This window comes from Candidatus Methanogranum gryphiswaldense (assembly GCA_019262145.1).
GTDB lineage: Archaea > Thermoplasmatota > Thermoplasmata > Methanomassiliicoccales > Methanomethylophilaceae > Methanogranum > Methanogranum gryphiswaldense.
The window spans coordinates 35,628-50,397 of the sequence record CP076745.1 but is presented as its reverse complement, the minus strand read 5'-3'; the positions used below and the strand labels follow the sequence as shown (position 1 = coordinate 50,397).

Sequence of the window (14,770 nt, the reverse complement as noted above, 5' to 3'; positions counted from 1 at the left end):
ATCATTTTCAGCTCGATAAACATTCATCATCGCGGCGGCATCCCATCGTTCTATTGGTTATTACTGTTTGGGAGAGTGTTCATCTTATCAAGCGGATGCTACAATGTGCGAAAACGTTTAACGGAATAGATTAATCACCCGAATAGATCCTATGTTCAAGAAACCCGTCAACAAATTCCGCGTGATGTTCGTGGATCAGAAGAACGATTCAACATCTCAGCTCGCCGAGTATTTCACAAGGCAGATGTTCAGCGAGGTCTATGACGTTTACAGTGCAGGACCCGAGCACGATATTGTGGACTGCGACATGATCTCTGTAATGTATCAAGCTGGGGAGGACATGAGGCGTCAAGTATCCAAGGATTTTAAAAATACGGAGCTTCTCTGCGAGGATGGAGAGTACGACGCAGTCGTGTATCTGGCAAAACCACCATTCGACGAATGGGCGGCAAGGACCCCGTGGCAAGGAAAACAGATCCTCGTAGATATGGGATCTGTAAAAGATTATGCTGCGACAGATGATGCAGAATTGGCGATAGCTTACGAGAAGCTTATTGCAAAAGTAAGATCGTGGGTGTCTGAAAATATGAAGGACCCCAATAAGCTAAAGATGATGGTAAACGCATGATACCTGTCATAATACACGATAAGTGTCAATGTGACCCAAAAAAATGTACTGCGAAACGTATGTTGAAATTTGGTTTGGGCAAAGAGGCTAAGACAATCTCGCAGATACCGTCTGGATCCGTAATACTCTCTCCTTTCTCGAAGCAGGCTTTGTCACCTGCAGACCGCAGGTATGCGCGCAATGGCCTGGTTGTCATGGATCTGACATGGACGAACATAGATGAATTTCCAAGGTTAAAACGTGTTGAGGAAAGAGCTCTTCCATATCTCTTAGCATCAAATCCCATCAATTGGGGTCGTCCGATGGAATTGAACAGTGCAGAGGCAGTTATGGCGGCATTGATAATTTTAGGAGAGAAGGAGCAGGCAGAACAATTCCTATGCAGATTCAATTGGGCGCCTGAATTCATGAGACTCAACGGAGCAATGTTAGAAGATTATTCTAAAGCTAAAGATAGTTCTGAGGTCATTAGCGTTCAGAATGAATATTTGAGTTCTATTCTGGGCACATCCGATAATAATCATGAGTGACTACGATAATTTATTTACGTACGCAACGTTGGGAGGATGCTATGCTCGATGACATCGCACCGTTAATTTGGGAGATTATGGGTGATGATCACATCACCACCAAAGAGGCGATCGAAAGATTGGATATTTTGTTTCAATACAGGTGTCCAGACGACATGGCAAAAACCCTCAACAGACTTAAAAAAGAAGGGCTCATCAAAGGTGAGGTCTCAATGGAGAAAGGCGGATGGGTCTGGTGGGTGGATGAGGAGTGCCGCGCACATAGGAGCAATTCAACATGGTGAATTTTCAAGAACAAGACATCGTTGCAGGATGGGAAGAGATACTTAGCAAGGATAAGTATCGTCTCATCATAGCTGAGATTGCGGCAAATTATCCGGATAAAAAGAGTGTTCTCGTATCGTATAAGGATATAGAGGCATATAACATCGATTTTGCAATGCATGTGCTGGAAAATCCTGACTTTTGTTTGATGAAAGGTAAAGGTGTCATGAAATTAATGATGCCTCCTACATGGGATAGTAAGAATTCCATGAATTTGAGGATAAGTGAATTGCCACGTGATGCTAAGGTGGATATCCGTCAATTAAGGTCAAAACACTTGGGTAAATTGGTGGCGGTCGAAGGATTGGTTAGGAAGGCAACAACGGTCAGACCTAGGATGACCTATGCCAAGTTCAGATGTGCACGTTGCAATGCAGAGATATGGATGGAACAGAGCGGAATGATCCTCAAGGAACCAGTTATGTGTTCGAACACAGAAGGGAGTTGCAATAAGCAAGCCGTACGTTTCATATTGGACGACAAGGAATCATTTTACATAGATACTCAGAAGATCGAGATACAGGAAAGTCCAGAGGGATTGAGGGGCGGCGCGCAGCCTGAAAGGCTTGCGGGATATGTCGAGGATGACATATCCGGTCTTGTAACTGCAGGTAATAGGGTTACTTTGAACGGTATAATCCGTTCGGTGGAGAAGCCAGATAGAGATAAGACCACAGTGTTCGAGATATACATCGAAGTGATGTCCGTCGAGTCCGAATTGCACGAATACGATGAGATCCAGATAACAGAAGAGGATGAAATGCAGATATTGGAGATGTCTCGCGATCCCAAATTGTTCGACAATATCATCGCATCCATATCTCCCACGATATTCGGTATGGATGAGGTCAAGAGTGCAATTGCATTACAATTATTCGGTGGATGTCATAAGGAAATGGATGACAGAACATCGATCAGAGGAGATATACACATACTTCTGGTCGGAGATCCAGGAGTGGCAAAGTCCCAGATACTGAGATATATGAGCATGCTTGCTCCCAGGGGCATATACGCTTCTGGAAAATCTGCATCTGCAGCAGGATTAACAGCTGCGGCGGTAAAAGATGATTTTGGAGATGGGAGATGGACCTTGGAAGCGGGGGCCTTGGTACTTGCCGATAAAGGTCTGGCGTGTATCGATGAATTGGATAAGATGACTGCACAGGACAGATCATCATTGCACGAAGCCATGGAGTCACAGAGGATATCTGTTGCAAAGGCAGGCATCACAGCAACCCTTCAATGCAGGTGTTCCATGCTCGCTGCAGCTAACCCTAAATATGGAAGATTCGAGACAGAGGGAGGTATGGGAACGCTCAACGAACAGATCGATTTGCCTCCTGCGCTCATGTCCCGTTTCGACCTTCTCTTTGTTCTGACCGATAAGCCAGACCGTGAGAAGGATACAAGTCTTTCGAAACACATATTGGGTGTTCACAGGCGCGGAGAGGTGAGACAGATGTCCGAGGACCTGGTCCTTACCGGTATCGATGTCAAGAAGATCAGGGAAACGACTATGAATGTCAAACCTTTCTACGATGTCGAAATATTAAGAAAATATGTCGCGTATTCTAAACGTTTTATTCCCGTGATGACGGACGGCTCTATAGCCATAATCCAGAAAAGTTATCTGCGCATCAGAGACATGGGCAAGGCCGACGGTACGATAACCATAACCGCTAGGCAGTTAGAGGCGTTGGTACGTCTGTCAGAGGCATCTGCGAGATTGAGGTTGAGCAGGATCGTAGAGGAATCAGACGCACAGAAGGCGGTCGATCTGGTGGAATATTACCTCGCATCCATGGCTTCAAATAATGGTGGGCAATGGGACATGGGCGCGATTGATTCTGGGTTTACTAAAAAGGATCGCGATCGTACAAAGATCGTACTTGGTGCAATCGACATGTTCGGTTCTCCAGAGGGAATAACCTTGGATGAGATCCTGGTACATACGGCAGAGGAAGGATTGAACGAGGGGGACGTCAAGAAAGTGTTGCGTGCGCTTTCTGATAATGGAACTATATTCTCTCCACGCGACAGTGTTTATAAGAAGGTGTGAAAATGGTATATGTTAAGATACACGTTCATGAGAACGACAGGATACTTGCCGCATGCGACGAAGAGATACTCGGTAAGACGTTCAGAGATAACGGTGTAAAAATAACCGTTTCTGAAAGGTTTTATGGCGGAGAGATAGTATCCGAGGAAACATTCATTGAACGCACAAAATCCGTGACGATAATGAATCTGGTCGGTAATTCGATCGTTGAAAGAGCAATGACAGAAGGCATCGTCTCCATGTCCAATGTTATTGAAATAGGGGGCGTCAAGCACGCCCAAGTGGTGATTTTGTGAGATTTTGTGTAAAATGTGGAAAGGACTGCGACGATATCATTGACGGTCTGTGTGTGGAGTGTTTCTTGGAAGGACGTCAGTTAATGTCCATGCCGCATCACGTGGACCTTCAGGTTTGTACAAACTGTGGGGAATATCACCTGCGCGATGAGTGGGTCTGTGTTGAAAAGATGAAGGTCATAGAGGACACAGGCATAGAACAGCTCTCAGTTGTTAGAGAGGCAAGGGTGTTACAGATCGGAGCGTCTGTCGATGAACAGGATAAAAGCAACTATCTTGTGCGCGTACAGGCCCGTCTGGACGTTTCCGGTGTCGAGATAGAGTGTGAATCATCGATCATAGTTCGTGTAAAAAATACGGTTTGTAAAAGATGTTCTAGAATACTCGGTAATTATTACGAATCCATACTTCAGATAAGGACATGTGTGAAAGAGCTTTCCAGTGATCTGAAGGAAGAGGTTTTGGCACGTGTGGAGAATTATGTCGCCAATCAAGCCGAGACGAACAGGAACATATTCATTTCCAAGATGGAATTGGTGACTGGTGGAGTGGACGTATATTTGTCATCTATACAACTGGGTAAGGCCCTTGCTAAAATGTTGACTGATTCATACTCGGCAGAAACCAAAGAGGCTTCGAAGCTTGTAGGACAGACAAGAGATGGTCAGGAGATGTACAGATTGACATATCTGGTACGTCTGCCTAATTTCCATGTATGGGATGTTGTAAGTCATTCCAAACACAATTATGTTCTCGTAAAGGTTTCCAATTCCGGAGGTAAGCTTGTCGACCTATCTAATTTCAAGGAAAGAACGATAAAACGCGTCGAAATGAACGATCTTAAAGTTATAACTAAGGCAGCTGATTTGACAGAGGTGACGGTAGTGAGTAAGACGGGAAGTGAGATACAGATAATCCACCCTACGAACTATTCTACACTGGATCTGATATTACCAGAGGGCACGAGGGTAGGGGAAACGGTCAAGGTCGTGGATATCGACGGGACCATATATTACGTTCCTAGCAAATGGTGAAGGCCGTGACAATGATAAAATTACCAGAATCAGTCGAGGACACTGTTGTTAATCTATTGCGTCTGGCAAATACTAAATTGCCCAAGGATATCGGATGGGCGTTGGAAGCGGCTGCTGCATGGGAGACAAATCCGATAGCATACTCTCAATTGGGTGCGATATTGGACAATGTAAAAAAGGCAGAGGTTCTTGGAAGACCTATGTGCCAGGATACGGGAATTCCAATATTTTATGTTAGAGGGAAGTTCGAGTCCCACATTATTGATCAAATTGCGAAAGGTGTCGAAAAGGCTACAAGAACAATCCCTCTGAGACCAAACACAGTGGATCCGATAACCAGAAAGAACAACGGCGACAATCTTGGTAAGGGTATGCCGATAGTGCATTTCATTCCCACAGATGATGAATTCACAGAGATAACCGTACTTTTGAAAGGTGCAGGGTCAGAGAATATGACCCATCTCAGTATGCTCAATCCGGCAGATGGCATGGAAGGGATAATGAAATTCGTTGTTGATACTGTATTGGATGCAGGCGGGCGGCCATGTCCCCCGGGCATAGTTGGCATCGGCATCGGTGGCACGGCCGATGAATGCGTTGCGCTGTCCAAGACTGCATTGATAAGGCCAATAGACGAAGACAATCCAGATCCAGTGCTTAAAAAGATGGAGGAAGATCTTTTTGTTAAACTCAATAGTAGCGGATTGGGGCCGATGGGGCTAGGTGGTTCAACCACTGTTCTTGCAGTTAAGATAAACACAGCTTATTGCCACACGGCAAGTCTTCCTGTTGCCGTTAATATTGGTTGTTGGGCGACCCGTAGGGCATCGGTCAAGATGTCAAACAAGGGTGTCGAGTACTCCCAGGGGGCATGGCTATGAGGTCTTTGCGTTCTCCGTTGTCATATGATACCATCAAGGGATTAAAATTGGGGGAGGTTGTCTCAATAAGCGGGCCCATAATTACTGGAAGGGACGAAATGCACATGCGTGCCATTGAATATTCGAATGAGGGCAGAGTTGTTCCAAAGGAGATCAAGAATTCTGTTCTGTATCATTGCGGCCCCATTATGGTAAAAGATGGAAATAATTGGACCGTTATTGCTGCGGGCCCCACCACCAGTGCAAGAATGAACAAGCTTGAGCCAGAGATGATCAGAAGATTCTCAATAAGGGCCATAATCGGTAAAGGTGGCATGTCGTCCGAAGTTCTTGAGGCCATGAAGGAGACAGGATGTGTATATCTTGCGGCTACTGGTGGAGCAGCCGTATCATTAGCAGAAGGATTATCAAAAGTGGCTGGTGTAGAATGGGAAGACCTTGGCATGGCAGAGGCCATGTGGAAGTTCGACACGGACAATTTGGGCCCGTTGGTAGTGGCCATGGATTGTCATGGAAATAGTTTATATGAGAATGTAAGGAAATCTTTGATCAGGGATTGATCTTTCCTTTTTCATCTTCGACGTGTGTATCGTCTACAATAGTTATCTTATTTTTCTTGCGATGTCCCAGGATAAAAAGTATACAAGATATGAAGATACCAAAAATGACCCCTATTACCATGATAAAGTGCATGAGATCAAGTCCGAGGATGGTCTGGTTTTCTTTTATTGTGAGGGTTATGTTCACGGACATAGTGCCTTCTTTGACCTCTATGGTCTGTTTGCTAGTTTCGAATCCGCCGCAATTCACTGTGAGGGTGTATTCTCCAGTTGGACATTCAATTAGGAATATACCTTTGGAATTTGTCTCGGCCTCATATCTTTCGGAAGTATCTGTGGATACAAGTGTGACTGTTGCTCCATTTACATATCCGTCTGAGTACGAGATAGTACCCGTTACATTTGCTGAGGTCGGATACATTATTGCAGGCAGTAATCCATCCGCGTCTGATGTTATCTGGTAAACATTTCCTGTAGGAGTTACATTTGAGAGATCAAGCACGTAATAATCGCTGCCCTCTTGTGCAGTGATATTCGGGCATGAACGAATGGTATATCCTTCTAAAGTGAATTCAATCTGCAGTCCAGTTATGGAAGGTACTGAAATTGAAAACTTACCCGTTTCGTCTGTAGTATCAGAATAAGATGTGTTGTTGTATAGGATGGTCACTTCTACGCCTTCCAAAGCCACATTTCCTTCGGGTTGTGTTGTGACGATATATCCTTCAATGTAGTATTCAGTTGCACTGTCTGAGTACTCTGCTGTGAATGTTGGCAGTACCATAATAGAAATTGCTAGAACAAATGCTACCAGTACAACCTTGTTTTTCATTGGTAGACCAATCGGGTTACTTGTCTTTATATTTTCTATTCCGAATCAGATATTTGTTTTTTGAATATGTTCTCATTTTCGGCCATTTTCGGTCTACTTGGGGAGGAAATATATACCCCTTTGCAGTAAGCTAGGCATTAATCTAGGTGAGGATTTGGAGCGGATTGATAAGACGCATACAATGGACGAGGTCATGGGGTTGATGGAACCTTTGATCTCCAAATGGTTCTATGAGAAATTTGAAGATCTCACGGAGCCGCAGGCCAGAGCAATCCCCGTGATACATCAGAGAAAGAACGTGCTCGTATCATCGCCTACTGGATCAGGAAAGACACTCACCGCATTCACCAGTATAATCAATGAACTGACCAGGTATGCGTCAGAAGGCCGTTTGGAGGAAAGGATCTATTGTGTGTATATCTCACCTTTAAAAGCACTTGCTAATGACGTAAACAGGAACTTGAACACGCCCCTTGCTGAGATGAGAGAGGTTGCCGCGGCAAATAATCTGAACATCCCTGGGATAAAGGTCGCGGTCCGTTCTGGAGACACCTCACAGAGCGATAGACAAAAGATGGTCCGCCATCCTCCACATATACTCATAACAACACCCGAGTCTTTGGCACTTATACTCGCCGCTCCTAAGTTCAGTGAGAATTTGAAACAGGTGGAATGGGTGATCCTCGATGAGATCCATGACATATGCGATTCAAAAAGGGGGGTATTCCTATCTCTCACTTTGGAGAGGTTGCAGAATTTCTGCGACAATAAATTTACAAGGATAGGACTTTCAGCGACACTTGCCCCCATCGAGGCCATTGCAGGATATCTTGTGGGATGCAATCCAGATGGTTCTACCCGTGATGTCACACTCATAGAATCGGATTCGAAGAAGATACTCGATCTGAAGGTAATATGTCCTACGGATGATATGACGACATTATCATCAGACATAGTCAATTCTATGATGTACGATAAACTCAAGGAGCTTGTCGATACCCATGAGACAACACTGATATTCACGAACACCAGATCGGGTGCGGAAAGTGTAGTTTACAAACTCAAGGAAAGAGGATTGGACAACATAGAGGTCCATCACAGCTCATTGGGCAAGGAAATAAGGTTGGACGTCGAAGAGCGTCTAAAGAGGGGAGAGATAAGATGTGTCGTGTCATCAACGTCCCTGGAATTGGGTATCGATATCGGTTCTGTGGACCTTGTTTGTCAGATCGGTTCTCCCAAGTCTGTCGCCAAAGGACTTCAAAGGATCGGAAGGTCGGGACACAGTTTCGGAAAGGTGGCCAAGGGACGTCTTATGGTTTTCGATCCAGACGACCTGGTCGAATGTGCGGTGATGTGCCGCGCCGCGCACCGCAGTGATATCGACCGTGTCGGTATACCTGAGAATTGTCTCGACGTCCTATCACAGACAGTCGTGGGGATGAGTTTGGACTACAGATGGAATGTGGATTCTGCGTATGATGTGATCAAGGGTTCCTACTGTTACCGCACGTTGACCATGGAGAGTTTTGTTAACGTTCTGAGGTATCTTGGAAGCAAGGATGAGCACGAGGGAGTGTATTCCAAGATATGGTATGATGAAGAGGAGAATCAGTTTGGAAGAAAGAAAGGTTCCAGAATGATATATCTCATGAATCTGGGAACGATACCTGAAGAGGCCAATTATCGTGTCATCACAAGTCACGGTTCGACAGCAGGTGAACTATCGGAGAAATTCGTGGAGAGACTATCTCCCAGGGACGTCTTTGTTTTGGGAGGAAGATCATTCGAGTTCGTTCGTTCCAAGGGAATGATGGCATACGTCAAAGAGGCCAACGGAAGGAAGCCAACGGTTCCATCCTGGGCGGGAGAAATGCTTCCGAGAAGCTTCGACCTCTCAATGGATGTTGCCGAATTCAGAACAGAGATGGCAGAGCGTATCGATACCGATTCCGATATTCTTATTCCGGACATCAGTAAGGAATTCGATATCGATGAGGGTTCAGCCAGGAGTATAGTTTCATATCTAAGAGAACAAAAGGCCGTATCGGGATTCATACCGGATGCGGATAAGCTGGCGATAGAGGAATATATCGATCCTTCGGGGAATCAGAGGATAATATTTCATTTCCCTTTCGGCAGAAGGGTGAACGATGCTTTGTCCAGAGCATACGCCTATAGGATAACCAACATCATCGGTTCCAATGTCTCTATCACGATAACAGATGATAACTTCATGATCGGGACTTCAAGGAAAATAGAAATAAAGGACATTCCTGGAATGTTGAGTTCTAAAGATATAGAATTGATACTGAGGAAGTCCATAAAGGACTCAGAGATATTCAAGCTTAGATTCAGACACACAGCGGCCCGTAGTTTCATGATCCTTAGAAATTATATGGGTCGCCCCATATCAGTGAACAGACAACAGATAAGGTCCGCATATCTTCTTGATAATCTTGGGAATATGGAAAATGAACCTGTTATCGAGGAGACATACAGAGAGGTTCTCGAAGATGATATGGATGTAAAGAATGCCAAGTATGTTCTCCAGATGATAGAGAATGGAAAGATGAGCGTTCAGACAATAAATTTCAATGGAACTCCCTCGCCATTTGCCCACTCCATAATCTTGTCTGGATTCTCGGACATTGTTCTCATGGAGGATAGGTCTGCGTTATTAAGAGAGCTTCACCGCAAAGTGCTCACAAGGGCCTTGGGCGATTCTATCAAGGATTTCGAGTTTGAAGAGGACCAAGTGGTTCCGTATTTTAGGCAGAAGATGGGCCGTGTCACGAGCAAAGAGGACATACCCAAACTTCTCATGCGTACCGGGCCGTTACAGGCGCTGAGGGAGCGCGGACGCAATATCTATGCATACTGCGATGAGGAGAGGAAGGTCGTTGATGAGTGGATCAGGGAATTGATCAAAGAGGGCACAATCGGTACTGTGTTCCTTGATGAACCGCACATAATGGTCAAGACAGAGATCCCCAAATATGCAGCCGCGACCGTGAAAGAAAGGGAACTTACAGATCAGGACCTTCAGGTATACGATTGCATATCCGACAGGACGGCCATGAGCGACATCACATCCGAACTGGAGATAAGTGAGGATCTGACATTCAGATCGGTGCGTAAATTGGAGTCCATGTACCTTATCACAAGAACAGACCTTGCTGCGAACAACAGATGGTATTTCGGTAGGGTCGCGTATCCTGAGCTAGATAAGGCATCTAGTCTGGATGCGATCGTGCTGCGTTATTTGGACTGTTCTGCGCCTGCAACGGTCCAAGAGGTGGCTTTCGCACTGTCTGTACCCGAGGAGGAGGCCAGGTCGTCTCTGGAATCTTTGGTGAATAGTGAAGAGTTGGCCAAAGGCTTCTTCTTAGTATCTGAGAACACTCAATACATGAAGACATTGGACCGCCTAAGACTCAAAGCCGGAAAGGAGAACATCTATGATTATGATACCGTTGAGAATTATAGGGTCACAAAGGGCGAGGAATTCGAATCCATCGACGATTTCTTCAGATTCTATGGTTCGGCGGGGAGCGAGATAGACGTCTTCAATAGGGTCAAGGATTTCAATCTCAAAGAATGGCATGCGATGAGGGAGTCAGAGCAGATCCTTCTGGGAAGATTCGTGAGAGGAAGAGTAAGGTATGTTCTTTCCGAAGACGGAGACCGTTTAGCCTCTCTCAGAGAGGATGAGTCCACAGAGGAGGATAAGAAGCTCCTCAATATGATCGATGGCCTGGGTTATGCTACCATGAGGCAGCTCGTGGCAGAGACGGGCCGTGACAAGGAAGAGATCAAGGAATCACTTCAGAGATTGGACCGTTCTTTAAAGATAATACGTGCTTTTGATGAAAGAGAGGATTGGGGGACAGAAAACACATACAAGGTTTATAGGCCAGGTCTTCCTTCTGGTGAACCTTCAAGAGATCTAATTAAAAATTACATAAGGGCGCACGGTCCGATACCGGCACAAGCCTTGCGGTTCTTGACGGGGGTCCCTCTTGATGAGATTGATTCTGTTGCAAAAGATGTTGGTGCCATGCCAATTTTAGTTGGAAGTGGTCAGACAACGATGTACATCATGCCTGACGAGATCTCTGCGATGGAGAACGCACCAGCACCAGACAAGAGGGTCAAGATACTCTCTCTTTTCGATCATGATCTCGGGGCTAAATGGGCAGAATTATCTGCGCGTTATGGCGATAAATGGATATATCCTCTGGTCAGGGGAAGCAATGTCATCGGTGCACTCGAAATCTGGGAAATGTCTGGATGTATAGAGATCAGGGGAGTGGATATTGACAATCCGTCCGATTTCAAAGAGGTCCTCGGGGCTATCGATAATCTGATGAATTTCTTCAAGATGAAGAATACGGACGTTGTACGGATAAGGGAAGTAATGGGGACCGATGCACTTCAGCTAAGCGAAGAGGTATCAGAAATTCTAAAATCTAACGGGTATCACTGTGTGAACGGTTTCTATGCAAAAGGAAAATTCATAGTCAGGACCTTTTCGGAAAAAGAGTATCTGAGCTATGTTTTCTACAAGCAGAAAGTATCCAAATTTTCAAAATATCAGACGGTAGATCGTTGTGTGGCTTCAAGAGGCTATATACGCAATGATCAGGAATTGGTCACAAGGGTCATCGAGAAAACATCGATAAAGAAGCAGGTCGAGCGTGGCATGCTTGTAAGGATGGCCCTTTCTCCACCATATGTAGGATACACAACACTCGATTTCGCATCGCTTTATCGTGCCACCAAGAACGGAGAGATGGACGAAGATATGAGGTCGATGTACAGATTGATCAAGGAGAGACAGCCAATATCCAGGAAAGAGATAATTGCCAATTCCGCCTTATCGATGAACAAGACCCTCGAGGCCCTTGCAGCGTTATCTAAGCAATCTATGATATATCAGGACGCGGACTCGTATTACAGCATAGTACCGTTGAAGGACATCGAGACAAAGCACGCTCTCAAAGACGTTATAATGATGCATTTCAAGGACTTCGGAATCTTTTCGGCCGAAGGTTTGTCTCAATTCCTAAACATTAGAATGGGCGTCACCAGGGAGATACTGTCTGAATTGGAGAACGAAGGATTCTTGGTAAAGGGATTCCTTTTGCAAGACGATCCAACATTGAGATGGATACTCAAAGAGGATGAGGATATAAATCCTAGACCGTTCGTCGAAAAGATGCTGTTGAACACCCAGGACAATCTGCATCTATTCCTTAGAAATCATATCAAGAAAGTATGTGGGGCGACGGAGTGTGTTATTTTCTCCGGCACAGAGATAATCGGGTCCTTTAAAGGAAAAGTTTGCATATCTGGTGCAAAAGTAGAGGGCTTCAAAGGCGACGATGCAGCCGCAAGATACATCAAAGAGGTCGCCAAGCAGTTGGGCGTAAAGATAGATGAGGGTAAGACTGCCGAAGAGGATGATTGGGATGTGTCCGAGTTTTATCTCAAGACCAACCCTGGTGCCTAATCAGATATTAATAGGTGTAATCTATTGTTAATTTGATGAAAACGCCCTGCGAGGTAGTTGTATGGTATGTTCTTCCAACGATTAGAAGAGAATTGGCAAAAGAACTGGTGGAGACATACGGTCTTAAGCAGTCATATGTGGCCAAGATGTTCGGCGTCACCGACGCCGCCATATCTCAGTATCTTAAGAATAAAAGGGGCGGCAGTTCAGTCATAGAGTCTAGTGAATATTATAATCTCTTTGAGAAAGAGATCAAAGTTTCTGCCAAACTTCTGGCGGAAGAAAAATCGGATATATCCATTGAAATGTGTAGGATCTGTACCGCTATCAAGGCGATAGGGCTTTTGGCCAAAATATATACAGATAATACGGGAACTCCCGCGCCAAAGTGTGCTTGGGGAGATCACAGCCTTCACATAGATATATGATCGCTGTGGTAAAGGAATTCTTGGGCGTATCCTGCGTATTTTCCGAATTTCTGACGGCCATATTCAGAAACGACCTTGTAGTTTCCAGTGACGCCATATAATTTTTCCATACTGGCCGATATTCTTGCATCTACCGGAAAAGCATTTGTATGATCAAAGGCGAATAAAGCCACACAGTCTGCCACTTTGGGGCCTACGCCGTCTATGTCCATAAGGGATTTGACACACCCTTCATAGTCCATTTCTGATATGCGTTCGAGATCGATCTCCTCATTCTCCATTCTTTCTGCAAGTCTGATGAATCTTTTTTCACGGAATCCCAATTTGCATTCACATATTCTGTCGCATCCATCAAGGATCTGTTTAGGTGTAGGAAATGCGCGCCTTTCACCGAGATCGTCACCAAAGTTATCACAGACCGATTCTACCATCTTTGCTATGCGTTTAACATTTACATTCGTAGCTAAAAGGTATGTTGCGAGACATTCCCATTTTTCTTGTCTTAATATGCGCAGCCCCGGACATGCATTCGAAAGTTTTGCAACGTATGGATCGCACTTAGATATGTGTTCGATAATTTCTGTAATATTATCGTCATTCCTAAAATAATTCAATATCATTGAACGATCATATGTTCCAGTGCAATTAAATCCGTCTTCTGTTTGTTCAAGAGTTATAATTTCCTTACCTAGAACGCCTTCCCAACAATCGGCGATTTTTCTCCATCTGTGAGCTTGTCCGCATCCCAGTGTCGGATCCAGAGAGACATTCATTTCAACATGCATTATCTGTTTATTGATTAGGAGTTATAAACACGTTCCGAGGGATGAAATAATTGTATGTCTATATCCAATTATGAGATTTGGACTCGCAGGATATCCTTCGGCAGGTAAGACGCCGGAAGGTTCTTTGAAGTACACTAAAGAGCTGGGGCTGGATGCTTTAGAGGTAGAATTTGTACGTGGTGCAAGGATATCCGAGGAAAGAGCAAAGGTCGTAGGTAAAACCGCAGAAGATCTTGACATAAGGTTAAGTTGTCACGCCCCCTATTTTATAAGTTTTAACTCGGATACACAAGAAACACGGGATAAGAGTATAGGCTGGGTCATGGACACTGTACATGCGGCACACAATCTAAGGGCCTACATAATTGTAATTCATGCCGCAACCTATGGTAAATCGCCAAATACGGCTCTTTCATCGGTCATAGACGGTCTTTCCAAATGTAAGAATATGATGGATGATGAAGGGATAAAAGACGTCATCCTGGGTATCGAGACCATGGGAAAGAAGGGGCAGTTCGGAACACTAAAAGAGATATCGAAGGTTATGGATTCTGTTGACGGGGTCAGACCTGTCTTAGATGTTGCACATGTTCATGCCAGGGGCGTAGGCTGTCTTAAAACAAGGACAGATATGCAGGGCCTCGTGGATGAATATTTTCCTCTTTGTGGAAGCATAGCTCATTTTCATATCAGTTGTATAAAATATGGGGAAAAAGGTGAGATTTCGCACCTTCCATTGGAAACAAAAGATCCCGATCTTCAAATCCTGGCTGATGTTTTGGAAGGTTCCAAACAAGATTGTACATTCATATGCGAATCACCATTGATCGAGAAAGATGCTGTTGTCTTTCGGAATATGTTCCCATCCTATCGCTCTTAAGCAAACTTTTTATGCTTT

Annotated in this window: 13 protein-coding genes; 11 read left to right on the top strand and 2 right to left on the bottom strand. The window is 44.7% G+C overall.

What is annotated here, in order from left to right; genetic code table 11:
* The first annotated feature begins 151 nt into the window (after positions 1-151).
* From KRP56_00250 to KRP56_00215, 8 genes are read left to right on the top strand one after another with little or no spacing between them, the layout of a single operon-like run.
* The gene (locus KRP56_00250; GenBank protein UAL07735.1) at positions 152-628 is read left to right on the top strand and encodes a hypothetical protein; all 477 of its coding nucleotides are present in this window, start codon (positions 152-154) and stop codon (positions 626-628) included.
* Positions 625-1,158, top strand: coding sequence for a DUF367 family protein (locus tag KRP56_00245; GenBank protein UAL07734.1), 534 nt, complete (start codon positions 625-627; stop codon positions 1,156-1,158). The genes KRP56_00250 and KRP56_00245 overlap by 4 nt, the downstream gene beginning before the upstream one ends.
* Before the next feature lie 41 nt (positions 1,159-1,199).
* Positions 1,200-1,442, top strand: a complete 243-nt coding sequence (locus tag KRP56_00240; GenBank protein UAL07733.1) for a hypothetical protein — start codon at positions 1,200-1,202, stop codon at positions 1,440-1,442.
* The gene (locus KRP56_00235; GenBank protein ID UAL07732.1) at positions 1,436-3,541 is read left to right on the top strand and encodes a minichromosome maintenance protein MCM; all 2,106 of its coding nucleotides are present in this window, start codon (positions 1,436-1,438) and stop codon (positions 3,539-3,541) included. Before KRP56_00240 ends, KRP56_00235 begins: the two co-directional genes overlap by 7 nt.
* A 2-nt stretch (positions 3,542-3,543) precedes the next feature.
* Positions 3,544-3,837, top strand: a complete 294-nt coding sequence (locus KRP56_00230) for a DUF424 family protein (protein ID UAL07731.1) — start codon at positions 3,544-3,546, stop codon at positions 3,835-3,837.
* Complete coding sequence (locus tag KRP56_00225; GenBank protein UAL07730.1) at positions 3,834-4,871, top strand: hypothetical protein; 1,038 nt, start codon at positions 3,834-3,836, stop codon at positions 4,869-4,871. The genes KRP56_00230 and KRP56_00225 overlap by 4 nt, the downstream gene beginning before the upstream one ends.
* 11 nt (positions 4,872-4,882) lie before the next feature.
* Entirely contained in the window at positions 4,883-5,752 is an 870-nt protein-coding gene (locus KRP56_00220; GenBank protein UAL08399.1) for a fumarate hydratase, read from the top strand.
* Positions 5,749-6,312, top strand: coding sequence for a FumA C-terminus/TtdB family hydratase beta subunit (locus KRP56_00215; protein ID UAL08398.1), 564 nt, complete (start codon positions 5,749-5,751; stop codon positions 6,310-6,312). Before KRP56_00220 ends, KRP56_00215 begins: the two co-directional genes overlap by 4 nt.
* On the opposite strand, the gene KRP56_00210 is transcribed toward KRP56_00215, so the two are convergent.
* Complete coding sequence (locus tag KRP56_00210) at positions 6,302-7,144, bottom strand: carboxypeptidase-like regulatory domain-containing protein (GenBank protein UAL07729.1); 843 nt, start codon at positions 7,142-7,144, stop codon at positions 6,302-6,304. The genes KRP56_00215 and KRP56_00210 overlap by 11 nt on opposite strands.
* A gap of 136 nt (positions 7,145-7,280) precedes the next feature.
* Between KRP56_00210 and KRP56_00205 the strand changes: the two genes are divergently transcribed.
* The gene (locus tag KRP56_00205) at positions 7,281-12,659 is read left to right on the top strand and encodes an ATP-dependent helicase (GenBank protein UAL08397.1); all 5,379 of its coding nucleotides are present in this window, start codon (positions 7,281-7,283) and stop codon (positions 12,657-12,659) included.
* Between the two features lie 35 nt (positions 12,660-12,694).
* Positions 12,695-13,087: a transcriptional regulator gene (locus KRP56_00200; GenBank protein ID UAL07728.1), complete on the top strand. Its 393-nt coding sequence runs from the start codon at positions 12,695-12,697 to the stop codon at positions 13,085-13,087.
* Here KRP56_00200 and KRP56_00195 read toward each other — a convergent pair.
* Positions 13,072-13,872, bottom strand: coding sequence for a hypothetical protein (locus tag KRP56_00195; GenBank protein ID UAL07727.1), 801 nt, complete (start codon positions 13,870-13,872; stop codon positions 13,072-13,074). The two genes, KRP56_00200 and KRP56_00195, sit on opposite strands and share 16 nt — an antisense overlap.
* 70 nt (positions 13,873-13,942) lie before the next feature.
* Between KRP56_00195 and KRP56_00190 the strand changes: the two genes are divergently transcribed.
* Positions 13,943-14,752 carry a TIM barrel protein gene (locus KRP56_00190; protein UAL07726.1) on the top strand — a complete coding sequence of 270 codons (810 nt, stop codon included), beginning with the start codon at positions 13,943-13,945 and terminating at the stop codon, positions 14,750-14,752.
* The last annotated feature ends 18 nt before the right edge of the window (positions 14,753-14,770 follow it).